This window comes from Kitasatospora sp. MAA19, assembly GCF_029894125.1.
Taxonomy (GTDB): Bacteria; Actinomycetota; Actinomycetes; order Streptomycetales; family Streptomycetaceae; genus Kitasatospora.
In genome coordinates this window covers 61,758-86,389 of the sequence record NZ_JARXYZ010000021.1, presented here as the reverse complement: position 1 = coordinate 86,389, position 24,632 = coordinate 61,758, and the positions used below count along the sequence as shown (strand labels likewise).

The following is a 24,632-nucleotide window of genomic DNA, read 5'->3' as shown; positions in this document are numbered from 1 at the left end:
ATGTCCGTCACCACCCCCGTCACGGCTCCGCCGGAGCCGTCCCGCAGCCGCTGGGGGCTGTGGGCACAGGCCGACTTCCGTCGGCTCTGGATCGGTGAGACCACCAGCGGCCTCGGTACGGCGGTCGGCAACGTGGCGCTGGCCCTGGTGGCCGTCGTCACCCTGGGCGCCAGCCCGCTCGCGGTCGGCCTGCTGACCGCCTCGGCCTGGCTGCCCTGGCTCTTCCTCGGCCTGCCGGCCGGTGCCTGGGTGGACCGCTGGCCCAGGCTGCGGGTGATGCTGGTCTGCGACCTGCTGCTGCTCGTCCTGTTCGTCAGCGTGCCGGTGGCCGGCTGGCTCGGTGTGCTGACCATGGCCCAACTGGTGCTGGTGGCCCTTCTGACCGGCGCGGTGAAGGTGTTCTTCTCCACCGCGTACGGGGCGGTGCTCCCGTCGCTGGTGGCCAAGGACGACGTGCTGGAGGCGAACGTCAAGCTGCGCTCCGGGGAGTCGGCGGTGGAGATCGCCGGTCCCGGTGCGGCCGGCCTGCTGGCACAGGTCTTCGGCGCGACCAGCGGCCTGTTCGCCGACGCGGTGAGCTACCTGGTCTCGGCGGTCTGCGTGGCCCGGATCACCGTGGTCGAGCAGCCTCCGCCGCCGTCGCAGCGGCGGGGCATCCTGAAGGAGATCGGCGAGGGCGTGGGCTTTCTGGCCCGTGACCCGTACCTGCGGACGCTGGCCTGCTTCGGGGCGGTCGGGAACCTCGGGCTGAACGGCATCCAGGCCGTCCAGACGGTGTTCCTGGTCCGCAGCGTCGGCATCGATTCCGGCGAGGTGGGCCTGGTGTTCGCGGTGGTGAGCGTCGGCGGGCTGGCCGGCGCGGCGGTGGCCGGGCGGGTGGCCCGGCGGCTGGGCAGCGCCCGCGGGCTGCTGCTGTGCGAGCTGGTGGTCGCGCCCTTCATCTTCCTGCTGCCGATGGCCGGCGACCAGCTGCCGCTCGCGGTCAGCGCCTGCGCGTGGTCGGTGGCCGTCTGCGGCGTCGTGGCCGGGAACGTGTTGGCCGGCAGCTTCTACCAGTCCTACTGCCCGCCCGCGATGATCGGGCGGATCAGGGCCAGCGCCTCGACGGTCAACTACAGCGCGATCCCCCTCGGCGCGCTGCTCGGCGGCTGGCTCGGCGAGGTGCTGGGCCCGCGCACCACGATCTGGATCATGGCGGGTGTGCTGCTGTCCGCGGGCGCCGTGCTCCTGGCGAGCCCGCTGCGCGGAATGCGCGACTTCCCGGCGCGCCCCGAGCACGACGCGCACCGTGCCCACGATGCGCGGCCCGAGCCCGCCGGCTGACCCCGCCCCGCCCGACCCTGCCCCGCCCCGCCTTGCCCTGCCCGTTCGCGCCCCCTGGAGCATCCGATGACCCGCACCGCCCGCCCGCGCCACTACCTGATGTGCCGTCCGACCCACTTCGAGGTCACCTACGCGATCAACCCGTGGATGGACCCCGCCAAGCCGGTGGACACCGGCCTCGCCGTCGCCCAGTGGGAGCGGCTGTACGCCCTCTACGGCGAACTCGGTCACCGGGTGGAGCTGATCGACCCGCTGCCCGGCCTGCCCGACATGGTCTACGCGGCCAACGGCGCCACCGTGGTGGACGGCAAGGTGCTCGGCGCGCGCTTCCGCAACGCCGAGCGGGCCGCCGAGGGCCCGGCCTACCTGGAGTGGTTCCGCGCCCGGGGCTTCGAGACGCGCGATCCGGAGCACGTCAACGAGGGCGAGGGGGACCTGCTGCTCACCGCGGGCTTCGTGCTGGCCGGGCGGGGCTTCCGCAGCGTGGCCGAGGGGCACGCGGAGGCCCAGGAGTTCCTCGGCCGGCCGGTGGTCGGCCTGGAGCTGGTCGACCCGCGCTTCTACCACCTGGACACCGCGCTCGCCGTGCTGGACGGCGACGAGATCATGTACCACCCGGAGGCCTTCTCGGCCGGCAGCCGTGCCGTCCTGCGCCGGCTGTTCCCGGACGCACTGCTGGTGGACGGCGCCGACGCGGCGGTGTTCGGCCTCAACGCGGTGAGCGACGGCCTGCACGTGGTGCTGCCGGAGGCGGCCGTCGGCCTGGCCGCGCGGCTGCGCGAGCGCGGCTTCCGGCCGATCGGGATGGACCTCAGCGAGCTGCTCAAGGGCGGCGGCAGCGTGAAGTGCTGCACCCTGGAGATCCGCGCGGCGGCCTGAGCGGGCCGGGGTGATCACCGGTGCTCGACCGTAGATCCGCCGTTGAACGCTCCCGGCCAGACTGGTGCCACACCACGACGGAACCCCTTCCCACCAGGGAAGAGAGCCAAGGGAGCACCAGAGATGACGCAGCGTCCGGCCACCGCCCCCACCCGCCTCCGCCTGTTCACGGTCGGCCTCGGGGTGGCCGTCGCCCTGGGCGCCGGCCTCTCCGCCACGGCTGCGGTGGCGGAGACCGCCGGCACCGGGACGGTGACGGTGGTGAGCGGCGACGCTACGCCGACGCCCACCCCCACCGGCACCGTGCACGGCAGCACCGGCGACTGGAACAGCACCGGCTCCTGAGTACACCGGGCTCCAGCGCACCTCAGAACTGGCGCAGGATCGATTCTCCAGCAGCCCGTCGGCAGCCCGTCAGCGGCCCGGCCCGCAGCTCGTCACCGAAGCGCCCGCCGCCCCCCGACCACCGCCCCGACGCCCATCCGGCACGGACCGGACGGACCCGGCCGAAGTGACCGAAGCGGCCGAACCCTCCTCCCGGGGCAGCAGCCCCGCCACCTCCCCCGCCTCCGGCAGCCCCAGCCGGACGAAGATCCGGTGCGCCTCCCGCAGCCGGTCCCACGCCTCGGCCTCCCGCCCGAGGTCCGCCAGCGTCCGGCCCAGCACCACCAGCGCCTGGCCCTGGTCCCGCTCGGCACCCAGCTCCTCGCACAGCACCAGCGCCTGCCCGGCGTGCTCCAGCGCCTCGTCCGTCCGGCCCAGCGAGCGCAGACTGTCCGCCATCCGGTAGCGGGCGTGCGCGGCCCGGGCCGCCAGACCGGCCGCCGAGGCCACCGCCAGGCACTCGCCGAACCAGGTGACCGCCTCCTCGTGCCGCCCCAGCCCGTGCAGCGCCAGCCCCAGCACGTACAGCGTGTACGCCCGGCCCGGATCGTCGTGCCGGGTCCGCAACTCGGCCAGCACCTCGTGACAGATCGGCACGGCCTCGGCGGCCCGCCCGCTGCGCACCCGGGCCAGCGCGGCGTTCACCGTCGTCACCAGCGCACCGGAGCGGTGGCCGAGTTCGCGGGCCAGCAGCAGCGCCTCGTCGTAGTGCTCGACGGCCTCGTCGTAGCGGCTGAGGAACTGGCAGACCAGGCCGAGGTCGTTCAGCGCCTGGCGCAGGATCACCGTGTCGCCGGCCGAGCGGGAGGCGGCCACCGCCAGCCGGGAGGACGCCTCCGCCTCCTCCAGCCGGGTGGCGGCCAGAGCGACGTTGCCGCAGAGGAAGTGCGCCCGACCAGCTGCCCGGTGGTCGGCGCGATGGACCGCGGCGGCGGCCAGCGCCTCCGCGGTGGTGGCCAGCTGGCGGCTGGGCGGGGCGAGGACGAACGGCGTGAGCGCGATCAGCAGGTCGATCGCGGCGCGCAGCGGGTCCGGTGCCGCACCGTCGGCCGGGGCCGGCGGCGCGGACGCGGTGTCGTCCGCGACGGTCCAGCCCGCCACCTGCGCGGCCAGCGCGATCGCCCCGGAGCCCTCCGCCTCGGCCCACGCCCGCGCACCGTCCGGGCCGTCCAGGCCGACGCCCGCGCCGCGGGCGGGCCCGAGCGTGCCGGCCGCCGGATCCCCGGGGACGGCGTGCTGGAAAGCCGTGCACGCGGTGGCCAGCAGGTGGTCCAGCATCCGGTCGCGGGCCGCCACGACCGCGCCGGGAGCGTCCGGACGGCGCCGGGCGAACGCGCGCAGCAGGTCGTGGAAGCGGTAGCGGCCGGGGAAGGGCGACTCCATCATCGCCACGTCCACCAGGGCCTCCAGCAGGTCCTCGGCGTCGTACTCGTCCAGGTCCAGCAGGGCGGCCGCGGCGTGCAGCCCGATGTCCGGCCCGTCCACCGAGGCGACCAGCCGGAACGCCCGGGCCTGGGCGGGCGACAACTGGCGGTAGCTCAGTTCGAAGGCGGCCGCCACCTCCAGGTCGCCGATGCGCAGCTCGTCGATCCGCCGGCGCTCGACCGCCAGCCGGCGGCCCAGCGTCTGCACCGTCCAGCTCGGCCGGGCGGCCAGCCGGGCCGCCACGATCCGTACCGCGAGCGGGAGGTGGCCGCAGACCAGCAGCAGCTCCCGGGCGGCCTCCGACTCGGCGGCCAGCCGCTCGGCGCCGATGGTGCGGCCCAGCAGTTCGAGTGCCTCCTCGGGTTCGAACACGCCGAGGTCGGCCTGGACGGTCGCGGGCACGCCGGACAGGCGGGTGCGGCTGGTGGTGAGCACGGCGCAGCCGACCGCGCCCGGCAGCAGGGGTCTGATCTGCGCGCTGTCATGGACGTTGTCGAGCACCAGCAGCAGCCGCCGGCCGTCGACCGCCGAGCGGAACAGCGCCGAGCGGGCGTCCAGCCCCTCCGGCACCGCGTCGGCCGGCACGCCGAGCGCCACCAGGAAGCCGCTGAGCACCGCCTCCGGGTCGGCGGGGGTGGCGTCGGCGCCCCGCAGGTCGGCGTAGAGCTGCCCGTCCGGGTAGGCGTCGCGGACCCGGTGGGCGACGTGCAGGGCCAGCGCCGTCTTGCCGACCCCGCCCATGCCGACCACGGTCGCGATCACCAGCGCCTGCTGGCCCGGGGCGTCCAGGGCCCGGCCCAGCCGCTCGACCAGGACGGTACGACCGGTGAAGTCCGCCGCGTCGGGCGGCAACTGGGCCGGTCTGGGGGACGGTGCGGAGGCCCCGGCGGGTGCGGCGGCCCCGGCGGGCGCATCCGCCACCGTCACCGCAGGGCCGGTGGGCGGGTCCTGCGACTCGACCCGCGGCGCGGCCGGCTCCACCGGCCCGGAGCGGAGCACGGCGGACGGCGTCGGGGCGGCGAGCGACGGGTCGCCCTCCAGGATCCGCTGGTGCAGCAGGTCCAACTCCGGCCCGGGCGCCACCCCCAGCTCGGCCAGGAACAGCTGCCGCGCGCTCCGGTAGACCGCCAGCGCGTCCGCCTGCCGCCCGGCCTGGTACAGCGCACGCATCAGCAGCCCGTACGCCCGTTCGTGCAGCGGGTGCTCGGTGGTCAGAGAGGTCAGCTCCGGAATGCACCGGGAGAAGCGCCCCAGCGTCAGGTCCAGGGCGATCCGCTCCTCCAAGAGCGTCAGCCAGAGCTCCTGCAACCGCTGCCGCTGCCGCTGCGCGAACGGACCGGGGATACCGGTCAGCGGCTCGCCCTGCCACAACTCCAGCGCCTGGTTCAGCAGGTCACGCGCCTGCTGCGGCTCTCCGGCGGCCGCCGTGCGCTCGGCCTGCGCCGCCAGTTCCTCCGCCTGCGCCGCGTCCACGGCGTGCTTGGGCAGCACCAGCCGGTAGCCGTCCCCGACCGAGGTCAGCACGTTCGTCGCGTCCGGCTCCTCACTGCGGAGGATCTTGCGCCACCGCCAGGCGTACGTCCGCACCGTCGTCATCGCGGTGCCCGGCGGCTCCTCACCCCACAGGGCGTCGATCAGGTCCGTGGCACTCGCGCCGTGCCCCGGCCGAAGCAGCAGCACCGCCAGCATCGCCTGCTGCTGGGGACTGCCGACCTTCAGCATCGTCGTGCCGCGCTGAGCCCGCATCAGTCCCAGCACCGAGAACCGGAATTCACCCATTCCTGCACCTGCCCGCTTCATGTGCTCGCCCCCGCCCGCGCACGTGCCCGCCCCCGATCGATGAGCTCCTATCAACCCACGGGCCCGGCGGGATGTCGAGAGACTGTAGAGCCGGTGGTGATCCCGTGTTGATCGTTCGTCACCACAATCACTGGTGTGGCGCCCGCAGTCGGCCCGGCGCGAACCGCCGGACCCGCCACACCCCGGTCGTCCTGCCGCCGTCCGGGCGACCCCCACAGCCCTCGGAGGCGGACGCCGATGAACACCGACCTGCTCTACCGGCTGCTCGACGTCGACCCGGCCGCCGGACCGGTCGAACTGCTCCACCGTGCCCGCGGCGCCCGCCACCTCCCGTACCTGGTGCTCGCCGCGCTGGCCCGGGACGGCGTCCGGATGGGCGAGCACGCCCGGGCCGAGCTGCAGCGCGCCCGCGACCGGGTCGACTGTTACGCCCGGATCGCCCGCGACCTCGTCGACGCCACCGGGGTCCGCCCGATCCGCGACCTCCCGCTGGCTGGCTACTACCCGCCCGACCTGCCCCGGCCGCTGGGAGAGCTCTCCCTCGTCAGCCCCACCGAGGCCACGCTCTGGCAGGCCGTCAACCGGCTGGTCACCGACCACCCGGTGGAGTCGGTGGAGGTCACCCTGCTCGGCGAGCGGCCCCGGCACACCGCCGTCACCCTGCGCTGGCCGGCCGAGGACCCGCTGCTCGACCCGTGGTACCAGGTACGGCTCGCCACCGCCGCGCTCACCGGCGACCTCGCCGCCGTCCCGGTCCGCCCCTACCTGGCCGCCGACGACCACGTCGAATGCCTGATCGCCCTCGCCGAGGAGGGTCTCGGACGCACCTTCGGCGCGGACGACGTGATCGACGTGGCCCGCCTGGCCGGGCAGCCCTTCGAACCCGTCGAGACCGCCGCGGTGGTCGCCGCCTACCGGCTCGCCCCGGAGACCGTCGCCCTCCTCGACCTCGCCGCCGAGCACGTGCCCCTGGGCTCCCTGCGGGGCGTGCGCACCGTCCTGGAGGCCGAGGTCGCCCCCGAGCTCCACCGCCGCCGGACCCTCACCCGCCCGCTCCGGCCCCGCCACGGCACCCTGCTGCGCCGCACCGTCGTCCGGCACCAGTGGGACGAGGCCCTCCTGCTCCCGGCCGGAGCCGCCACCCTGCTCCTCACCCCCGTCGCCGACTACCTCCTCACCCCGGACGGCACCCGGCCGACGGAACCCGAACGCGCCGCCGCCCTCGCCGCCCTCGCCGCCCTCGACGCCGGGGACGCAACGCCCCCCGGCACCCCGCACCCCGCCCCGTGCCCCGGCCTGCTGGACCCACGCCACCACTGACCACGCCCCCCGCCCGGGTCCCGCCGCCCGCCGGTCGTCGACGACCAGCCGAGGGCCGCCGCCGTCCGGACGACGCCGCACCGGGCCCGCGCCCCCGCCCGCCGCGAGGGGCTTGTTCGAGGGGGTCACGGTCGGCCGGGACTGCGTGGAGGTGGCGTGCTGGGCGGGAGCCGGGGTGGGGTGAACCGGATGTGGCATGCCATCCGTGCAGGGGGCGAGGGCCCGGGTTGTGCTGCCTTCGCTCGCTGCCGCCACGGCCTGCGACGGCGGTCAGGGCTCGCTGCCTCGTGTGCTCCCCTGCCATCCCCGAGGGGAGCGCACGAGGTTCACCGGTCTACGCATTTCCGAGGAGAAGAACACTGATGAGGCACGTACGACGGGCGGCTGCGGTCGCCGGGGGCGCGGTCGCCGCCCTCGCGCTGGCCGGCACCGGGACCGCCTTCGCCTGGAATCCGAGCGACGCCTCCCTGGAGGTCGGGTGCCGGGCGGATGCCGGTCATGTCGAGCTCGTCCTCGGGAACACGTACAAGGCCGCGGGCGATTACACGCTCAGCCTGGTCGGCGGGACCGAGCAGTACCACGGCAGGATCGAGGCGAACGGCACGGCCAAGGTGACCGTCGGCTACTCGGGCAAGGGCGACACCTGGCGCTACACCCTGGCTGACACCCACGTGGACAAGAAGGTGGCGGACGTCCCGCTCTGCCCCTCCGCCACGCCGACGCCGACCGGGACTCCGACCGGCACGCCGACGCCGACCGGCCCGCCGACCACCACCCCGGCCGTCCCGGTGACCCCGCGGCCGACGCCGACCACGTCGGTCCCGGCCCCGCCGAGCGCCACGCCCTCGGCGACCACCCCGACCTCGCCCGCCGCCAAGCCGGGTGCCACGCCCGGCTCCGGGACGAGTGCGGCGCCGGCCCTGGCGCAGACCGGTGGCGGGGACGACACCCCGCTCGCCCTGGCCGGTGGCGCGGTGCTGGCCGCCGGTGCGGGCCTGGTTCTCGCGGCCCGAAAGGTCGCCGCCAAGCGCCGCGCCTGACCGGCTGTCACATCGAGTGCCCGCGGGCTTCGACGGTGGGGATCGCGGCCGGTGCCATCGGAAGGGAGCGAGATGTTCGTCGACGGATCCTGGCGGATCACGGTGTCCGGCAAGGACGCCGACTTCGACCAGCGGGCGGTGGTGGTCACCCCGTACGGCACGCTGGTGCTGCCCGGCAGGGTGGGGGAGTCGCTCGTGGTCAACGCGGACTCCTGGGAGCTGCGGCTCGAACACCTCTGGCCGGGCCGCGGCTGGCGGCCGGACGTCGAGGTGGTGCCTGGTCCGGTGGTCACCGCGGGCGGCCGGCGGAGCCGGGAGGTCCGTGCCCGGGACTGCCACTGGCCGGGTGTTCCCGGCAACGACCGGCCGCGCAACCTCGTGCTGTGCCTCGACGCTCTCGGCGCTCTGGACGCTCTTGACGCCGAAGTGCCGTCCGTACGGCGGCGGACGGCCGGGGCGATCGACCCGGCCTCGACGCCGCTCGTCCGGACCGGGTCCGATCCCGGGGTCGGCGTGCGTGGGGCGGCGGAGTGGCGCGAGTCGCCGGTGGAGCGGACCGCTCTGGGCGAGCCGACGGGCCGGACCGCTCGGCGGGCCACCACCGGCTGGTGAGGTGCGCGGGGACGTGACGACGGAGGGGCGGCTGCCCGGGCAGCCGCCCCTCCGTCGTACCGGCGCGCCCCGTCAGCTGTCGATCTTGAAAGACTCGCCGTAGACCTTCCACGCCAGCGGGGGCTTGAGGTCGAGGTTGCCCGCGCGCAGGAAGACCAACTGCTCGGTGTCCACCCGGTCGGTCTCCTCGTGGGCGGCCTCGGTCTTCATCGCGGCCCGGCGGGCGTCGAGGAAGGCGGCCAGGTAGGTCTTCTCATCGCCGCCCTGGGCGGGGGTCTTGGCCTTCTTCATGGCGGCGGCGCGGATGCCGCCGAAGCTGACCGGCTCGTTGCCGGGGCCGTGCATGACGATGGCGTCGTAGTAGATGAACTGGCCGAGGGCGTGCAGCCCGTCGGTCTGGGCCTGCATCACGGAGGGGCTGAAGTAGACCCGGTCCCGCTCGTCCACCTGGGCCTGCTGGAACACCGGGTCCTGGGCGGCCTTCTTCCAGTCCGCCGTGAAGCTCGGGTCGAGGCCGGCGTGCGACGCGGAGCCGTCGAGCTTGCGCAGCGCCGGCAGGTACGTGCTGAGCGAGTTGCCCGGCTTGAGCTTCTCGTAGTGCTCCAGCAGGTCGAGCATGTCGCCGGTGCCGGAGCAGAAGCCGACGATGCCGGCCGTGTAGCCGCGGCCGTCCTTGATGTCCTCGATGTAGGCGAACTGGGCCTTCCAGTCGAGTGAGGAGTTCTCCGCGCTGGAGACCAGCTGCTGGGCGATGTCCTTCAGGTGGGGATCGTTGAGGCCGTCCCCGGTGGTGGCGGTCGTGGTGGCGGTGGCCCCCGGCTTGGGGGGCTGGGTGGTGCGGTGCGGACGGGCGTTGGCGATCGCGCCGGTGATGGCGGTGATCAGCACCGCGGCCATGGCGACGTACAGGGCCTTGGGCCGCGACGGCCGGGCGTGTGCGGACGGCATGCGTTCTCCGGATTCGGTGGGCGGTAGGGGCGGCCGGTGTCCGGAGCACTCCGGACACCCGTGAACCGCCGCCGGTCCGTTCGGGCCTGGGGCGGCCCGGTCAGGCCTCGGCGGGCGGATCAAGGTCGGGTGCGGGGGACGGGGCGGGTGCGGGGGAGGCGGGCGGTTTCGGGAGGACGGCGCCCGGGGTGAGACGGAAGCGTTCCGGGCGGGCGACCGTCCGGCGGTCGGCCGGCGCCACCGTGTCCCGGCGTTCCAGCCAGGCCCGCAGCCGGTCCCGCGTGCTGCGGTTCCGCTCGGCGTCCGGGCCGGTCGTGGACGGGCCGGTGGTCTCGCGCAGCAGCACCCGGGCGGGCCGGGCCCCGCCGTCCCCCGGGACGACGTCGACCACCACGAAGCCGGTACCCGGTGGGAAGGCGACCTGCGGCACCTCCCGGTCGTCCCCGAAGACGGCGGTCCGCCGTCCGGTGGTCGACCAGACGGCGAACTCCACCGGGGCACCGAGTTCGGCCGCGGGCGAAGCCAGGCCCGCGATCGGCCCGGGTTCGACGAGCGCCAGGCCGACCGGGAAGGCGTCGAGTGCCTCCGGCGCCACGTCGGCACCCAGCAGCACCGGGCCGTGGTGGCTCGGCAGCCGGCGCAGGCCCGAGCCCAGGCAGGTGAGGTAGGGGTGCAGCGGCCCCACGGCGCCGCCGCGCGCCTCGGCGAGGAGGGCGGCGCGGTCGGCGGGGACGCCGGAGTCCTCGTGGTGCAGCAGAACGGCCACCAGGTCGGCCTTGAAGTCGTCCCGGCCGGTCGACCGCAGGCCCGGCAACCGGGTGACGGCCGGCTCCACCCGCCCCGCGCAGCGGTGGTAGTGCTCGCCGAGCAGCAGCCGGAAGGCGTCCCTGTCCTCCGCGGCGCTGACCGGGGCCAGTGGCAGGACGTCCTCGGGGGTGAAGTACCGAGCGGCGAGGGCGGGGGGTACCGGCTCGGGTTCGGGTTGGCGGGCTGCCGGAGGCGAGGGCGCCGGTGTGGCGACGGGCTCCGCCGCCCGCGTCCCGGGCTCATCCGGGGTGTCCGCCGCCGTGACCGTCGTGGTCGGCACCGGTTCCTCGGCGGCGAACTCGCCTGCGGGGGCTGCCGGTTGTGACACTTTGCCGTTGACGCCGTTGACGCCGTTGACGCCGTTGACGCCGTTGACGCCGAGACCGGTGGGCGGTTCGCCGGTGAGTCCGGCCGACGCCTGCGCTACCGGCGCCCCGGTGACGAACCCGGCCCCGCCGGAGGCGGGTTCAGGTGTTCCGCCGCTCGTGGCGGGCCGACGGGCTCCTCCCGGCTCCGGGGGCGGCTCGGCGGCGAACCGCACGGCCGTGCCGCCCGATCCGGGCGCGTCACCGCTGGTGGCCAGACCCACGGGCGCGGTCGGGACGCCGACCGCCGCACCAGCCGGCGCGGTCGTCTCCGTGGCGAACCCGGCCGGCTGCACCCGCGCCCCCGGCGCGGGAAGGGCGAACCGCTCGGCGGCCGGGGCCGGGACGGTCCCCGCCCAGCCACCACCGAGCGCGTAGGAGGCGTGGGCCGCGCCGCCGGACCCGACCGGTCCGGCCGGATCCCCGGTGGCGGGCCGGGCCGGCGGGTTGAGCCACAGCAGGCCGTGCATCCGGGCGAAGAACCGGGCGCTGCTCTCCGACGCGGAGTCGACCAGTCCGTGCAGCAGCAGCCCGAACCCGCGGGCGCCGGGGGCCGGCAGCTGGTCGAGCAGGGCCCCGAGTTCCTCCCAGACCTGGTGCGGGATCAGTCGGGCCTGCTCGCCGACGACGATCAGCGGGCGGGCCGGGTCCGGGCGCAGGAACCGCGGAGCCCAGGCGTACGGCGGCTCCGGTCGGAGCCAGAGCCCGGCTGGGACGGCTTCCAGGCCCCAGAACGGAAAGGCGCGGAAGAGCCCCGGCCCGACCGTCTCCCAGTCGGCGGCGGCCCGGCGCCAGGCGGAGCTGACGGTGTCGTGGCGACTGGACGAGCTGAGGCGGAGCAGGTACGGCTCCCAGGAGGCGACGCCCCGGTGGTCGAGCACGGCGGTGGTGTAGCCGCCGCTGCCCGCGACCGGCAGCCCGACCGCGCTGTGGACGGGGCGTCCCAGCCGCTCGGCCAGGCTGCCGGACAGCAGGGCCAGTGCGCCCGGGTCGGCCCACGGCGCGCTGACCAGGAGCTGGTCGGAGCCGACCGGCAGGGACAGCGCGGCCTCGGTGAACTCCTCCGGGTCCAGCGCGGGTCGGGCGGGTGTGCCGACCAGCAGCGGGGTCGTTCCGGGGGGTGTTGCGAGCTGTTGGAGGAAGGGCATCGGCCCCTCGGGACGGGCCGTGACGTGGTTGAGCCAGAAGCCGGTGGCCAGCCGGTGGACCGACACCGAGGCGGGCAGCGAGCCCGGCGGGGCGGGGGTGACGGCCCGTTCGGGGGTCGCTCCGATGGTCGGTCCGGCGGTCGGTGCGGGCCATGGGCCGGGAACCGCGCGGGCGGCCCCGGCCCCGGCCTCGACCGGGTCCGTGGCGGCGGCGGTCTCGCGCAGTCGGCGGGCTCGGCCTCCGGGCGGGCAGCTCCACCAGGTCGCGGGCTCGGTGGAGCCGTTCGGGGCGGTGACCTTGAGGGTGCCGTCGGGCTGGACGGCGACCATGCCGTCCGGGGCGACGACCGTGATACCCGCCTTGTCGGCCACGACTTCGGCGGGGCGGCGGCCACCCGGGCCGACGGCGGCCAGACCGGAGGCGGCCAGGATCAGGCTGGAGGCGCCGCGGGCCCGGGCGATCGTCCCGAGCTCGGCCATCTGCTCGCGCAGCACCGGTGCGGCGTCCGTCGCCGCCGCCACCACGACCAGGGCGTTCGGGACCGGCCGCAGGTTGCCCAGGGCCGCCGACAGCTCGTCGTCGGTCACCTCGGGCGGGGCGATGACGAAGTGCGGCCCGAGCCCGCGCAGGATCGAGCGGCTGCCGCGTCGGGCGGGTGCGGTGGCGGGCGGGGTGCCGCGGCGGCCGAACCAGCGCCGTGGGGCTGGCGCGTTGTCGGTCGCCTCGGAGCCGGCCGCGCTCATCGCGGGCTCCGGACGGCTGCGAACGGCTCCGGCGGCTGTCCGGCGGCTGTCCGGCGAGGCTCCACCTCGGCCATTGGCGTCTGCCTCCCTGGTCGGTCGTCAGGGCCCGCTCGGGCGGACCTCGCCCAGCTACACGGGATCGCCGGGCACCCGGTTCATCGGATGCCCGGCCGATCCCGCCGCCCCGCGGCGGGGATCTCAGGCGCTCTCCGTCCCCTCCGGCTCGGGAACCCGTGCGGTCTGCAGTTGGACGGTGCGCCGCCGGGTGACGTGCAGCGCCCGGCCGGGCGGCAGCTCGCGGGGCTTGACGTTGCCGAACAGCACGCCCTCGCTCGGCGGGCAGGACAGCAGCACCGCGGGGGTGTTGACCTCCTGGAGGCGGCGCATCAGCGGGTCGCTCAGGGAGCGGCCGGCGCCGTTGGCGCCGCGCGCCACGATCAGGTGCAGGCCGAGCTCGGTGCCCTGGGCGAGGTGGTCGAGCAACGGGGCGAAGGGGTGGCCGGTGATCGGAGCGGTGATCAGGTCGTAGTCGTCGACCACGATGAACAGCTCCGGGCCGGTCCACCAGTCCCGCAGCTTCAGCCGGGCCGGGGTGATGTCCCCGCCGGGCACCCGTCCCTCCATGGCCCGGGCCGCGCCCTGGACGACCTGCTTGAGGACGTCCACCGCGACGGCGTAGCCGAGCCGGTACTCCTCGGGGACGGAGTCGAACAGGCCGCGCCGGAAGTCGATCAGCATGATCCGGGCCTCGGCCGGGGAGTAGCCGGTGGTGATGCCGTTGATCAGCAGGCGCAGCAGGTTGGTCTTCCCGGACTCGCTGTCGCCGATCACCGTGAGGTGCGGGGTCTCCTCGAAGTCGTGCCACAGCGGCGCGATCTGGCGGTCCTCCAGGCCGAGGGGTACCCTCAGCCGTCCTTCGGCGGCGGGTAGCGCGGCCGCCTCCAGCATCAGCGGGAGCATCCGGACCTGCGGGGCGCGCGGGCCGGTCCAGTGGTCGTTCACAGCCTCCACCAGCCCGGCGACGCCGTCGGCGAGGTCGCTCGTGTCGCCGACGCCGTCCATGCGCGGCAGCGCGGTGAGGAAGTGCAGCTGCTCGTCGGTGAGTCCGCGGCCGGGCACCTTGGGGACGGTGGCGGCGGCCCGCATGTTGATCATGGAGTCCACGCTGTCGCCCAGTCGCAGCTCGAACTTGGTGCCCAGCTGGTCGCGCAGCGCGCTGGTCACCTCGGCCCAGCGGGTCGCGGTGACGATGAGGTGGACGCCGTAGTTGAGGCCGCGGCCGGCGATCAGGCCGAAGACCTGCACCAGCTCGCCGAACTCCTGGCGCAGCGTGTTCCAGCCGTCCACGACCAGGAACACGTCGCCGTGCGGATCGCCGGCCAGCTCCGGGTCGCCCGCCGCCCGGCGACGCCGGAAGGAGGCGGCCGAGTCGATACCCAGCCGGGCGAAGCTCTGCTCCCGGCGGGCGATGATGCCGTTGATCTCGGCGATGGTGCGGCTGACCCGCTCCGGATCGTGCCGGCCGGTCACCCCGCCGACGTGCGGCAGGTCGCGCAGCGCCGACAGACCGCCGCCGCCGAAGTCCAGGCAGTAGAACTGCGCCTCGCGCGGGGTGTGGGTGAGCGCCAGGCCGGTGATCAGGGTGCGCAGCAGGGTGCTCTTGCCGCTCTGCGGGCCGCCGGCGATGCCGACGTGTCCGCCGGCCCCGGACAGGTCGGCGGTCAGCAGGTCGCGCAGCTGCTGGAACGGCCGGTCGACGACGCCGATCGGTACCGACAGCCCGCCGCGCTGTGGCCACCCGTCCGTGGTCAGGCCGTGCTCGGGGTGGGGGGAGAGCGGCGGCAGCAACTCGTCGAGGGTCGGCGGCACGTCCAGCGGCGGCAGCCAGACCCGGTAGGCCGGCGGGCCCGCGTCGGTCATGCGTTCGGCGGCCAGCTCCAGCAGGGTGTGGGTGGCCTCCTCCTCCAGCACCTCGGGCTCCTCGACCTCCACCACCGGCTGCTGCCGGGGCGCCACGTACGCGGTGCCGTACGGCACGATCTGTCCGGCCACCGCCGCCTGCCGGGCCGCGGTGGGCCTCTGCTGGCGGTACGGCCCGGACACGTAGGCCGCCTTGAACCGGGTCAGGGTGGAGATGTCGCTGCGCAGGATGCCGTTGCCGGGCTGCGTGGGCAGGTGGTAGGCGTCGGGGACGCCGAGGACGCCGCGGCTCTCCATCGCGGAGAAGGTGCGCAGGCCGATCCGGTAGGACAGGTGCGATTCCAGGGCGTGCATCCGGCCCTCGTCCAGGCGTTGCGAGGCGAGCAGCAGGTGGACGCCGAGGGAGCGGCCGAGCCGGCCAATCATGATGAACAGCTCCATGAAGTCGCGGTGGGCGGCGAGCAGTTCGGAGAACTCGTCGACCACCACGAACAGCGTGGGCAGCGGGTCCAGCTTCACGCCGGAGGCCCGGGCCGCCTCGTAGTCCAGCAGCGAGGTGTAGTTGCCGGCCGAGCGCAGCAGCTCCTGGCGGCGCATCATCTCGCCGTGCAGGGCGTCGCGCATCCGGTCGACCAGGGCGGCCTCGTCGGCCAGGTTGGTGATCACCGCCGAGGTGTGCGGCAGTTGATCCAGGCCCAGGAAGGTCGCGCCGCCCTTGAAGTCGACCAGGACGAAGTTGAGCGTCTCCGAGGAGTGGGTGAGTGCGAGGGCCAGGACGAGGGTGCGCAGCAGTTCGGACTTGCCGGAGCCGGTCGCGCCGATCAGGAGTCCGTGCGGGCCCATGCCGCCCTGCGCGGACTCCTTGATGTCCAGGTCCACCGGGGTGCCGTCCGAGCCCAGGCCCAGCGGCACCCGCAGGCGCTGCTCCTTGGACCGGCCGGACCAGGCCTGGCGGACGTCGTGCCGGTGCAGGTCCTTGATCCCCAGCAGCGAGGTCAGGTCGAAGTCGGTGGCCAGCGGCTCGGCGCCGTCGGTGGAGTCGTCGAGCCGGTAGGGCGCCAGCACGGCGGCGTAGCGTCGGGCCGCCGCCGCGGTGAACGCGTCGGGGTGGCCGAGCGCGGTGATGCTGTCCTTGCGGTCGCGGTCCGAGCCGACCAGCTCCAGCGCGCCGTCCGCGGTGATCCGCAGCCGCAGCCGGTGCTTGGCGTGCTTCCACTCCAGCGCGTCGTGAACGTCCAGCACGGTCGCGTTGCGGTAGCCGGCGAGCGAGGCCCGGCCGGAGGTGGGCAGGCGCACTCCGTCGACCACGATCAGCGTGTACGGCTCCTCGCGGCCGGGCTGCGCGTCCGGCTCCCAGGGGCCGCGGGCGGCGAACTCGGCGCCGAGCAGCTGCTCCAGCTCCACCATCGAACCGGCCACCAGCCGGACGGGGCCGGCGCCGTCGGTCTCGTTCGGGTGCAGGGCGTGCGGCAGCCACTTCAGCCAGTCCCAGTCGGCACGCCGCTCGGGTGCCGCCACCACGCCGATCCGCAGCTCGTCGGGGGCGTGGAAGAAGGCCAGCTGCGCCACCATCGCCCGGGCCAGTGCGCGGGCGGGCTCGGTGGCGTCGGCCGCCTCGACGCCGGGGGCACCGGCCCCGGCCGCACCGCCGCCGGGAGCGCCCGCGGCCTCCTCGCCCGCGCCGACCCGCAGCAGCACGTGCGCGTACCCGCGGACGTGGACCGCGATCGGCTGCTCGGGCAGCGTGCCGTAGGCGTGGATGAACCGCCGCAGCGCGTGCGCGCTCAGCGGCTCCAGGTCCTCGACCGGCTTGGTGGCCAGCGGGGCGAGCCGGACGGCCAGCCGCTGCGAGCCCACCGCGATCCGCACGTCGCCGAAGTCAGGGTGGGCCGCCCGGCGCTCCCACAGCCGTGAGGTGCGCACCATCGAGGCCAGCGCGGCGGGCTCCGGGTGCCGCCAGGCCAGCGCCCGCTGCTGCTTGACGGTGTGACGCCGGACCTGGCGGCGGATCTGCGACAGGTAGCGCAGGTAGTCCCGGCGTTCCCCGCGCAGCTGCCGCTTGCGGTCGCTCTCGCCCCGGATCATCTGGGTGAGCAGCATGCCGACGGCGGACAGGCCCATCATGCCGATCGCGACGTACGTCAGCGGGCCGCCCGAGGAGTTCGGGTTGAGGAAGATGAACACCATCGACAGCGAGCTCAGCGCCATCGGCGCCATGGTGAGCATGGTGGACAGCCCGCTCTGCGGCTCGGGCAGACCGGGTGGCTCCTGCAGCTGGATGTCGCCGTCCGGCATCTCCGGCCCGGAGCGCCGGGGTGGACGCTCAACCACGACCTGACTCAACGGGCCTCTCCTCACACACGCGTGGACTTCTCCGCCCCAGGGCACGGAGCGCGGTCCCGGAAGGTTCAGCGAATCGGTGCGGATTCCGGTGAACCGCCGCCGCCGGTGTTTCCGTGCAGCCGGGCGAAGGCCCGCAGACCGGAGGAGGGAACGCATGAGTGGTGGAGCCGTGGCCGGCCTGTGCAGACTGAGGTTCCGGGCGCCCGAGTCGGCGTTCGAGCTGGCCGTGCCGTCCGACGTGGCCCTGGCGGACCTCCTTCCGGCCGTGCTCGGGCACGCGGGCGCCGAGACCGAGGAGGCCGGTGCCGAGCACTCCGGCTGGGTCCTGCAGCGGATCGGCGAGGAGCCGCTCGACGAGGAGCTGACGCTGGAAGCGCTCGGGCTGCGCGACGGCCAGGAGCTCTTCCTGCGCCCGCGCACCGCCGAACTGCCTCCGGTCCACTTCGACGACCTGGTCGACGGGGTGCGCAGCGGCATGCTGGAGCGCCGCGACTCCTGGCGCCCGGCGCTCACCCACCACCTCGCGGTGGCCGCCGCGCTGGTCGCGCTGGCCGGTGGCCTGGCGCTGCTGTTCCTGCCCGGCCCCGCCCAACTGCGCTGCGCGAGCGCCGCGGTGATCGCCGTACTGCTGCTGGTCGGCGCCGGCGGCGCCACCCGCACGGTGGGCGACGCCGCCGCGGGCACGGCCCTGGGCGCCGCCGCGATCGGCTACGCCGTCACCGGCGCCACCCTGGTGCCCGGCCTCGACGGCACGGACCGGCTGCTGTCCGGCGGGTCCGCCGGTGCCGGGGCCGCCGTGCTCGCCCTCGCCGTGGCCGGCGCCTCGGCGCCGTTCTTCCTCGCCGTCCTGTTCACCGGCCTGGTCGCCCTGGGGGCCGGCGTGCTGGCCCTGCAGGACGTGCCGCCGGGGCACTCCGCGGCGATCCTGGCCTGCGCCGCGGTGCTCTCCGGGGCCTTCGCCCCGGGCCTCTCCTTCAAGATCGCGGGGCTCAGGGTGCCCGCGCTGCCGCGCAACGCCGAGGAGCTCCAGGAGGACATCGAGCCGTTCCCGGCCGAGTCCGTCCTCGCCCGCGGCGACGTCGCGGACGGCTACCTGACCGGCTTCCTCGCCAGCATCGGGCTGGTCTGCGTCGCCTGCCTGACCCTGCTGACCGACGCCGACGGCTGGGGCCCGGCCGCGACGGCCGCCGACCTCGCCGTGCTGCTCCTGCTGCACGCCCGTGAGATCGGCAGTCTCTGGCAGCGCCTCGCCGTGCTGCTGCCCGGCCTGTACGGGCTGGTGCTGCTGGCCGGCCGGTTCGGACTGGGGGGCGAGTGGCAGGACCGGCTTGCCCTGCTCGCCGCGCTGCTGGGCGCCGCCGCGGTCATGCTGGTCGTCGCCTGGACGGTGCCCGGCCGCCGGCTGCTGCCCTATTGGGGGCGTGCCGCCGATCTGCTGCACTCCCTGGCCGCCGTCGCCCTGCTGCCGCTCGCCCTGCAGACCCTCGGCTTCTACCACCTGATGCGGGGCATGGCCGGCTGACGCCCCGCCCGCCGCCCCGACCGTCCGAACCACCGATCCCGGAAGAGGTCCCATGCAGTCCAGACGCGACCAGGTGCAGGCCCACCTGTTCGTGATGAGCCGGGTCTCCTCCGGGATGCTGCGCGCCGAGCCGGACGCGCCCGACACCCCCGTCGCCCGGACCACCCGCGGCGCCGTGGTCGGGCTCGCCGTCGGCCTGCTGATCGGTGTCGGCGCCGGGGTCTACGGGCTCGTCAAACCCGGCGGCGCGACCGGCTGGCAGAAGCCCGGCACCTTGGTGGTGGTGGAGGAGAGCGGTGCCCGCTACCTGTACGCCGGCGGTCAGCTGCGCCCGGTGGTCAACCAGGCCAGCGCCCGCCTGCTGGCCGGGGACCAGTTCCGGTCGGCGACCGTCAGCGCGGCCTCGCTCGACGGCGTTCCGCGCGGGGCGGTGGTCGGCATCGTCGGCGCCCCCGACGGCCTTCCGGCCGACCGGGACCTCGGCCAGGCCGACTGGTCCGCCTGCGCGGTCCAGGCTGCCCAGATCGCTCAGGGTGGCCAGGCCGCTCAGAGCGGCCAGACCGCGCAGGGCGCACGGCCCGCGCCGCAGCTGTCCCTGGCGATCGGCCTGCGCCGCGGCGCCCGGCCGCTCACCGACGAGCAGGCCGTGCTGGTGGCCGGACCCGACGGTTCGCCCCAACTCGTCTGGCGGGGACGGAGGTTGCGGGTGGATGCCACCAACGGCGGGCTGCGCGCCCTCGGCTACGGCAGTGCCACGCCGTATCCGGTGACCGCAGGCTTCCTCGACACCCTTCCGGTCGGCCCGGACGTCAGGGCGCCCGAACTGCCCGGGCGGGGCGCGGCCGGCCCCGCGCTGGCCGGCCGGCCCACCAGGATCGGCCAGTTGTTCACCGGCCCGGGCGGCGAGAACTACCTGCTCACCGAGGACGGGCTCGTCCCGCTCGGAGAGACGCTGTTCCGGCTCGTCCAGGGCGATCCGCGCATCCAGCAGGAGGCCTACGGCGGTGCGCCCGTCACCCTCGGGCCGGTCGGCCCGGCCGACCTCGCGGCGCACAGCGCCCCCGCCGCCGCCGTGGCCGCCTGGGTGGGAGCCGAACTGCCGAACCGTCCACCCCAGTTGGCGACGGTGGGGCACGGGCAGGTGCCCTGCGCCGACCTGCGCCCCACCGCCGGCCCGGCGGCGGTCACGGTCGGCCTGCTGGACGCCGCCGCGGTGGCCGGACAGCCTCCGGCCGCCCAGCCCGGCGTCACCCCGGCCTGCAACGGGGCCGACCGGATCGTGGTCCGGCCGGGCGGCGGCGCCCTGGCGCGGGCCGTCACCGGATCCGGCGCCGGCTCGACCCTCTACCTGGTCACGGACGCGGGGGTGAAGTACCCGCTGCCCTCACCCGCGACCGCCAGGCAACTCGGCTACACCAAGGCCGCCCCGGCGGCCGTCCCCACCCGGCTGCTCGGCCTGCTGCCCACCGGGCCGAGCCTCGACCCGGCCGCTCTCACCAGCGGCGGAGTGGTCGAGACGCCCTCCGACACGAACCCCTGCGGGGGCTGAACCCGAGGGCCCGCGCGTCCGTTCACTATGCCGGGCCGCGGACCCCTGACCCACCCGGAGGCGCCGGCGACCGGCCGGCGCCCGCAGCAGAGAAGGGATGTCGCATGGCCGGCAACAACATGCTCAATGACCCGTTGGTCGTCCAGCACGTGCTGACGACCGTGGAGTCGCAGGACCAGCACATGCAGGACACCCAGCGCCAGATCAACGCCATCGTGGAGGAGGTCAACGCGCACTTCCAGGCCGCCGCCAGCACCGTCTTCTGCCAGAAGATGGAGGAGTGGCAGCGCAAGTACGACGAGGTCCGCGCGCAGTATGGCAAGTTCCACGAACTCCTCACCAGCGGTGCGGGCCTGATCCAGGGCGCCGGCCAGGACTCGGTCCAGGTCGTCTCGGGCCTCGGGGTCGGCGACGACATCGTCAAGGGCCTGAGCTGACGCAGGCCGGCGGGCAGGACCGCCGGCGCACCCACCGGCCGGGTCAGGGCCGGGACCACCACCGCCCTTCGAAGGAGAGCAACGATGTCCGACGGCAGGATCGAACTCCACCACCACCAGATCGAGGAAGCCGCCGCGCTGCTGCGCCAGCAGGGTGAACTCATGCACCAGATGATGGAGCAGACGCGCACCTTCCTGACCCAGGGGCTGGGTCACGAGCTGCACGGCACCTACGCCGACGGCGGCCAGGCGTACGCCGATGTGCTGTCCAGCGCCGACACCGTCATGGGCGAGGACATCACCAAGGCCGCCGCGGCCCTCGACGAGGTGCACGGCCTCATCCGCGACTCGGACAACCGGGCCGGTTCCAACTTCCAGAGCTAGGCCCGGGTGAGTCGCGATGACCGACGACGAGAAGGCCGACGAGGCGTGGAAGAAGAAGGAGGAGGAGAAGAAGAAGCAGCAGGAGAAGGACTACCGGGACAAGCAGGACCAGAAGGAGAAGGATGACGCCAACACCTTCAAGGTCACCGATTCCTGGCTGATCGACTTCGCCCACACCAAGCTGACCACGATGCTGCAGGACCTGCAGACCCACCCGACCCGGGTGGCGCTCCAGCAGTTCGTCCTGGGGATCGGCGGCGGAACGGCACCCGGCGACTACTCCCACCTCTTCCCCGGCGCCGGCACGGTGCAGCCCAGCGTCCAGAAGATCAAGGACACGTTCACGAACTACTGCAAGTCCCTGGAGCAGCAGTTCAAGACGCTGGAGGACCAGGTCAAGAAGATGATCGACGACCTGGAACGCGCGCAGCGGGACCTGAAGAACGGAGCGGACGACGCCCTGTCGGCCGCTCAGATGATGTACCTGATCAGCGACGTCCTCGGTACCGGCAGCAGCCTCAAGTAGGCCCCACCGAGTACCCCGCACCCGCCCCGACCGACGGCCCCCGCGCCGTCACCTCCACCCGCGGGGCGGGCCGGACCCCTCCCCGGCCCGCCCTGCGCCCCCGACGACCCAGGAGCTGTGACACCGATGGCCACCACCAACTGGGAATCCTCGCTGCCGGTGTTCTCGAGCTCCGACCGGACGACCTTCACGCAGCGCAGCTCCGTCAGCGGCGACGACAAGGTCAAGTGGATCGCCAGCCACAGGTACGAGACCCTGGCGTACTTCAAGATGCCCAGCCCGGACGGCAAGGGCGAGGGCTACGACTGCTGGTGGTCGTTCAACTACATCAACCCGGACGGGCAGCAGTACAGCCACGTGATCGGCTGCACCCTCAACTGGCCGCAGTTCGAGGCCGAGACGACCGATCTGGGGAAGTGGATCCGGCAGGGCTACGACGTGCTCATGCCGCTCGCCCACTCGCCGTACGAGAACGACGTCATGAGCGTGTGGAGCTTCGACGCCGCCGTCGACATGCTGCACGGCGCCGAGCAGCTGCTGCACACCTGGGCACCCATGGTCAACCAGTGGGCGGGCGACATCGCGGCGCCGGGTGCCGACTGGACGGGCACCGCGGCGGGCCAGTTCAAGACCATGCTGTCCATGTTCGGTGCCGAGCTGGAGGACCTCGCCAAGGACGTCCACGACAGGGACGCCGCCGGCAAGCTCAAGGCGGCCCGGGAGTCGGTCGGGACGGCGGTCCTGGCCATGTGGAACGCCCAGGAGAACTACCGCAACAGCAGGAACGCCTGGCCGGTCAACCCGCTCCACGACGCACTGCTGGAGGGCATGTCCACGGCGAAGGTCACCGCCACCCCCACCCTGGTGCCCAACCTCGACGGCGGCGCCACCACCTACGGCGTCCCGGACTTCGTGGTCACGACGGCCTGGGGCGACCCGCACGGCGACGACTTCTGGAAGAAGGCCGAGCAGCGGGCCAAGGAGATCTGGCTGAAGAACGTCGCCGACATCCTGGACCCGGGCGTCAAGACGGCGTTCGACAGTCTCGACAAGGGGTACGTCCCGGCCATCAAGGCGCTGAACGACCCGGTCAAGACGGTGCAGATGAGGCGGCCGTACACGCCGCCGGCCGACACCCCGCCGGGCGTCAGCGACCCCACGTCGGACGTCAACAAGCAGCTGTCCGACATGAACAAGAACATGAACGACTCGCTCAACAGCCTCAACAAGGGGATGAACGACAACTTCAACACCATGGCCGGCGGCCTCGACAAGAACCTGAAGGACACCCTCGGCGGCGGCCCGGGCAGCCTCGGTGGCGGTTCCTCCGGGGTGGGTGGTGGCGGCTCGGGCTTTCCCGGGCTCGGCGGCGGGGTCGGCGGTGGCGGCTCGGGCTTCCCCGGGCTCGGCGGCGGTGGCGGCTCGGGCGTCCCGGTGCTCGACCAGAACGGCAAGCAGATCTTCGACGCCAACGGCAACCCGGTCAACGTGCCGCCGGGCAGCCACATCGACCCGACCACCCACCAGGTGATCGGCCCGGACGGGCGACCGGTGCTCGGCCCGGACGGCAAGCCGATCACCGTCCCCGACGGGGCGACCGTCGGCACCGGCCCGGGCGACTACATGAAGGTCCCGCCGGGCTCGCACATCGACGAGAGCGGACGGGTGATCGGCCCGGACGGCAAGCCGGTGCTGGACGGCAACGGCAACCCGGTCGTCGTCGATCCCGGCTCCCGGATCGACTCCGACGGCACCCTGCTGGACCCGGACGGCAAGCCGATCTCCGAGCTCTCCCAGCTGCTGGCCGACCAGCGGCACGCCGTCAACGCCGGAATCGACGGCGGCGGCGGTGACGGCCTGCTCGGCGGCGACGGGTTCCGCTCCGGCACCTACCACCCGAGCGGCTCGCCGTTCGGCGGCTCCTCCGGCGACTCGGACGGCCTCGGCGTGGGCGGGTTCCCCGGCACCGGGCTGCTGCCCGGCGGCCGCAGCGGCATGAGCTCCAAGGCGATGGCCGCCGGCGGCGACCCGAACACCGCCCAGGCCCGGGCCGCGGCGGAGGCCGCCGACGCCGCCGAGAAGGCCGCCGCGGCCAAGGCGGCGGCCGAGGCCGAGAAGAACGCGCTGACCGGCAAGAACGTCCCCACCACCGGCGGCATGCCGCCGATGATGCCGCCCGGCGCGGGCGCCGGCGCGCCCAACCAGAAGGACAAGGACCGCCAGCGCACCACCTGGCTGGCGGAGGAGGAAGAGGTGTGGGGCACCGAGAGCACCGCGGTCAGCGGCGTCATCGGACGCTGACCCCCGCCTCGCCCCCCGTGAGAGCCGGCCCCGGCCGGAGACAAGGAACGACCATGTCAGCTGCCACCGACCGCTTCGGCCCCGACGACCTGTTCGCCTCGATGAGCGAGGAGATCGGGCAGGCGATGGAGGCCATGCGCGAGCACCAGGCGAAGGCCGAGGCCGTCCAGGCCGAACTCGCCAAGTCCTCCGCGACGGTGACCTCCAAGGACCGGATGGTCACCGCCAAGGTCGGCCCGCAGGGCCAGGTCCTGGCGTTGACCTTCCACACCACCGGCTACCAGGAGATGGCGCCCGCCCAGCTCGGCAAGCTGCTCACCGACCTGCTCAACGAGGCCCGGGCCGCGATGGGCGAGCAGGTGATCCAGGCGATGAAGAGCTTCGAGGGCGTCGGCGACATGCTCCGGCTCTCGCTCAGCGGCGGCAGCACCCTGGACCAACTGCTGGAGCCGCTGCGCGCGATGAAGCCCGGCTACGACGACGACGCCGAGGCTGAGCGCCGCCGGGCCGGCCGGCAGGAGGAGTTCCATGAGTGAAAAGATCGACGTCTTCGCGAAGACCCAGGACCTCAAGCGCCGGTTCGCGGAGTTCCCCGAACTGGCGGCCCTGATCGAGAAGATCAACCAGGACGTCAAGGGCATCAACGACGCCAACACGAAGGTCGGCGGCGACGACGAGATCGGCAAGCAGTACCACAGCCAGGTGGACCAGGCCACCAAGGACCTGGACGACCTGATCAAGAAGATCAAGGAAACCGTGGACAAGGCGGGCGAGAACGGCATCAACCTGGTCGCCGAGCTCGACTACGCGGAGGACTCCGCCCACGACATCATGAACAGCCTGTAGGAGAACCGA

At 74.3% G+C, this 24,632-nt stretch carries 18 protein-coding genes; 14 read left to right on the top strand and 4 right to left on the bottom strand.

Going from position 1 to position 24,632, the window contains the following annotated elements; translation table 11 throughout:
• From P3T27_RS27405 to P3T27_RS27395, 3 genes are all read left to right on the top strand, one after another.
• Positions 1 to 1,323 (top strand): MFS transporter, encoded by a 1,323-nt coding sequence (locus tag P3T27_RS27405; RefSeq protein WP_280683123.1) that lies wholly within the window; start codon positions 1 to 3, stop codon positions 1,321 to 1,323.
• A 66-nt stretch (positions 1,324 to 1,389) separates the two neighbouring features.
• The gene (gene ddaH / locus P3T27_RS27400; protein WP_280683122.1) at positions 1,390 to 2,202 is read left to right on the top strand and encodes a dimethylargininase; all 813 of its coding nucleotides are present in this window, start codon (positions 1,390 to 1,392) and stop codon (positions 2,200 to 2,202) included.
• 123 nt (positions 2,203 to 2,325) lie between these two features.
• Complete coding sequence (locus P3T27_RS27395) at positions 2,326 to 2,547, top strand: hypothetical protein (protein WP_280683120.1); 222 nt, start codon at positions 2,326 to 2,328, stop codon at positions 2,545 to 2,547.
• Between the two features lie 69 nt (positions 2,548 to 2,616).
• On the opposite strand, the gene P3T27_RS27390 is transcribed toward P3T27_RS27395, so the two are convergent.
• Positions 2,617 to 5,790 carry a BTAD domain-containing putative transcriptional regulator gene (locus tag P3T27_RS27390; RefSeq protein ID WP_280683118.1) on the bottom strand — a complete coding sequence of 1,058 codons (3,174 nt, stop codon included), beginning with the start codon at positions 5,788 to 5,790 and terminating at the stop codon, positions 2,617 to 2,619.
• A 258-nt stretch (positions 5,791 to 6,048) separates the two neighbouring features.
• On the opposite strand from P3T27_RS27390, the gene P3T27_RS27385 reads away from it, so the two are divergent.
• The 3 genes from P3T27_RS27385 (at position 6,049) to P3T27_RS27375 (ending at position 8,783) form a co-directional block, all read left to right on the top strand.
• Positions 6,049 to 7,131 (top strand): hypothetical protein, encoded by a 1,083-nt coding sequence (locus tag P3T27_RS27385; protein ID WP_280683116.1) that lies wholly within the window; start codon positions 6,049 to 6,051, stop codon positions 7,129 to 7,131.
• A gap of 362 nt (positions 7,132 to 7,493) precedes the next feature.
• Positions 7,494 to 8,171 (top strand): LPXTG cell wall anchor domain-containing protein, encoded by a 678-nt coding sequence (locus P3T27_RS27380; RefSeq protein ID WP_280683114.1) that lies wholly within the window; start codon positions 7,494 to 7,496, stop codon positions 8,169 to 8,171.
• Positions 8,172 to 8,243: 72 nt separating this feature from the next.
• Positions 8,244 to 8,783 (top strand): hypothetical protein, encoded by a 540-nt coding sequence (locus P3T27_RS27375; RefSeq protein ID WP_280683112.1) that lies wholly within the window; start codon positions 8,244 to 8,246, stop codon positions 8,781 to 8,783.
• 72 nt (positions 8,784 to 8,855) lie between these two features.
• Here P3T27_RS27375 and P3T27_RS27370 read toward each other — a convergent pair whose 3' ends face one another.
• The 3 genes from P3T27_RS27370 to eccCa all read right to left on the bottom strand — a co-directional run bounded on the left by P3T27_RS27370 (position 8,856) and on the right by eccCa (position 17,010).
• Positions 8,856 to 9,731: a chitosanase gene (locus P3T27_RS27370; RefSeq protein WP_280683110.1), complete on the bottom strand. Its 876-nt coding sequence runs from the start codon at positions 9,729 to 9,731 to the stop codon at positions 8,856 to 8,858.
• A gap of 100 nt (positions 9,732 to 9,831) precedes the next feature.
• Positions 9,832 to 12,795 carry a hypothetical protein gene (locus tag P3T27_RS27365; protein ID WP_280683107.1) on the bottom strand — a complete coding sequence of 988 codons (2,964 nt, stop codon included), beginning with the start codon at positions 12,793 to 12,795 and terminating at the stop codon, positions 9,832 to 9,834.
• Between the two features lie 198 nt (positions 12,796 to 12,993).
• Positions 12,994 to 17,010, bottom strand: a complete 4,017-nt coding sequence (gene eccCa / locus P3T27_RS27360) for a type VII secretion protein EccCa (RefSeq protein ID WP_280683176.1) — start codon at positions 17,008 to 17,010, stop codon at positions 12,994 to 12,996.
• 202 nt (positions 17,011 to 17,212) lie between these two features.
• Here eccCa and eccD point away from each other — a divergent pair, with 202 nt between their 5' ends.
• The 8 genes from eccD (at position 17,213) to P3T27_RS27320 (ending at position 24,623) form a co-directional block, all read left to right on the top strand.
• The gene (eccD, locus tag P3T27_RS27355; RefSeq protein ID WP_280683105.1) at positions 17,213 to 18,580 is read left to right on the top strand and encodes a type VII secretion integral membrane protein EccD; all 1,368 of its coding nucleotides are present in this window, start codon (positions 17,213 to 17,215) and stop codon (positions 18,578 to 18,580) included.
• A gap of 52 nt (positions 18,581 to 18,632) precedes the next feature.
• A complete protein-coding gene (gene eccB / locus P3T27_RS27350; RefSeq protein ID WP_280683103.1) occupies positions 18,633 to 20,129 on the top strand; it encodes a type VII secretion protein EccB in 1,497 nt (498 codons plus the stop codon).
• A 104-nt stretch (positions 20,130 to 20,233) separates the two neighbouring features.
• On the top strand, positions 20,234 to 20,566 hold the full coding sequence (locus P3T27_RS27345; protein WP_280683100.1) for a WXG100 family type VII secretion target: 333 nt from the start codon (positions 20,234 to 20,236) through the stop codon (positions 20,564 to 20,566).
• Positions 20,567 to 20,650: 84 nt separating this feature from the next.
• Positions 20,651 to 20,950, top strand: a complete 300-nt coding sequence (locus P3T27_RS27340; RefSeq protein ID WP_280683098.1) for a hypothetical protein — start codon at positions 20,651 to 20,653, stop codon at positions 20,948 to 20,950.
• Positions 20,951 to 20,966: 16 nt separating this feature from the next.
• Entirely contained in the window at positions 20,967 to 21,476 is a 510-nt protein-coding gene (locus tag P3T27_RS27335; protein ID WP_280683096.1) for a hypothetical protein, read from the top strand.
• Between the two features lie 126 nt (positions 21,477 to 21,602).
• Positions 21,603 to 23,777, top strand: a complete 2,175-nt coding sequence (locus tag P3T27_RS27330; protein WP_280683094.1) for a hypothetical protein — start codon at positions 21,603 to 21,605, stop codon at positions 23,775 to 23,777.
• A 53-nt stretch (positions 23,778 to 23,830) separates the two neighbouring features.
• On the top strand, positions 23,831 to 24,313 hold the full coding sequence (locus P3T27_RS27325; protein WP_280683092.1) for a YbaB/EbfC family nucleoid-associated protein: 483 nt from the start codon (positions 23,831 to 23,833) through the stop codon (positions 24,311 to 24,313).
• Positions 24,306 to 24,623, top strand: a complete 318-nt coding sequence (locus P3T27_RS27320; protein WP_280683090.1) for a hypothetical protein — start codon at positions 24,306 to 24,308, stop codon at positions 24,621 to 24,623. Before P3T27_RS27325 ends, P3T27_RS27320 begins: the two co-directional genes overlap by 8 nt.
• The last annotated feature ends 9 nt before the right edge of the window (positions 24,624 to 24,632 follow it).

What these genes read in the sequence shown, in the direction of transcription:
- P3T27_RS27405 (WP_280683123.1), top strand. Translation starts at nt 1, where the DNA reads ATGTCCGTCACCACCCCCGTCACGGCTCCGCCGGAGCCGTCCCGCAGC.
- ddaH (WP_280683122.1), top strand. Translation starts at nt 1,390, where the DNA reads ATGACCCGCACCGCCCGCCCGCGCCACTACCTGATGTGCCGTCCGACC.
- P3T27_RS27395 (WP_280683120.1), top strand. Translation starts at nt 2,326, where the DNA reads ATGACGCAGCGTCCGGCCACCGCCCCCACCCGCCTCCGCCTGTTCACG.
- P3T27_RS27390 (WP_280683118.1), bottom strand. Translation starts at nt 5,790, where the DNA reads ATGGGTGAATTCCGGTTCTCGGTGCTGGGACTGATGCGGGCTCAGCGC.
- P3T27_RS27385 (WP_280683116.1), top strand. Translation starts at nt 6,049, where the DNA reads ATGAACACCGACCTGCTCTACCGGCTGCTCGACGTCGACCCGGCCGCC.
- P3T27_RS27380 (WP_280683114.1), top strand. Translation starts at nt 7,494, where the DNA reads ATGAGGCACGTACGACGGGCGGCTGCGGTCGCCGGGGGCGCGGTCGCC.
- P3T27_RS27375 (WP_280683112.1), top strand. Translation starts at nt 8,244, where the DNA reads ATGTTCGTCGACGGATCCTGGCGGATCACGGTGTCCGGCAAGGACGCC.
- P3T27_RS27370 (WP_280683110.1), bottom strand. Translation starts at nt 9,731, where the DNA reads ATGCCGTCCGCACACGCCCGGCCGTCGCGGCCCAAGGCCCTGTACGTC.
- P3T27_RS27365 (WP_280683107.1), bottom strand. Translation starts at nt 12,795, where the DNA reads ATGAGCGCGGCCGGCTCCGAGGCGACCGACAACGCGCCAGCCCCACGG.
- eccCa (WP_280683176.1), bottom strand. Translation starts at nt 17,010, where the DNA reads ATGCCGGACGGCGACATCCAGCTGCAGGAGCCACCCGGTCTGCCCGAG.
- eccD (WP_280683105.1), top strand. Translation starts at nt 17,213, where the DNA reads ATGAGTGGTGGAGCCGTGGCCGGCCTGTGCAGACTGAGGTTCCGGGCG.
- eccB (WP_280683103.1), top strand. Translation starts at nt 18,633, where the DNA reads ATGCAGTCCAGACGCGACCAGGTGCAGGCCCACCTGTTCGTGATGAGC.
- P3T27_RS27345 (WP_280683100.1), top strand. Translation starts at nt 20,234, where the DNA reads ATGGCCGGCAACAACATGCTCAATGACCCGTTGGTCGTCCAGCACGTG.
- P3T27_RS27340 (WP_280683098.1), top strand. Translation starts at nt 20,651, where the DNA reads ATGTCCGACGGCAGGATCGAACTCCACCACCACCAGATCGAGGAAGCC.
- P3T27_RS27335 (WP_280683096.1), top strand. Translation starts at nt 20,967, where the DNA reads ATGACCGACGACGAGAAGGCCGACGAGGCGTGGAAGAAGAAGGAGGAG.
- P3T27_RS27330 (WP_280683094.1), top strand. Translation starts at nt 21,603, where the DNA reads ATGGCCACCACCAACTGGGAATCCTCGCTGCCGGTGTTCTCGAGCTCC.
- P3T27_RS27325 (WP_280683092.1), top strand. Translation starts at nt 23,831, where the DNA reads ATGTCAGCTGCCACCGACCGCTTCGGCCCCGACGACCTGTTCGCCTCG.
- P3T27_RS27320 (WP_280683090.1), top strand. Translation starts at nt 24,306, where the DNA reads ATGAGTGAAAAGATCGACGTCTTCGCGAAGACCCAGGACCTCAAGCGC.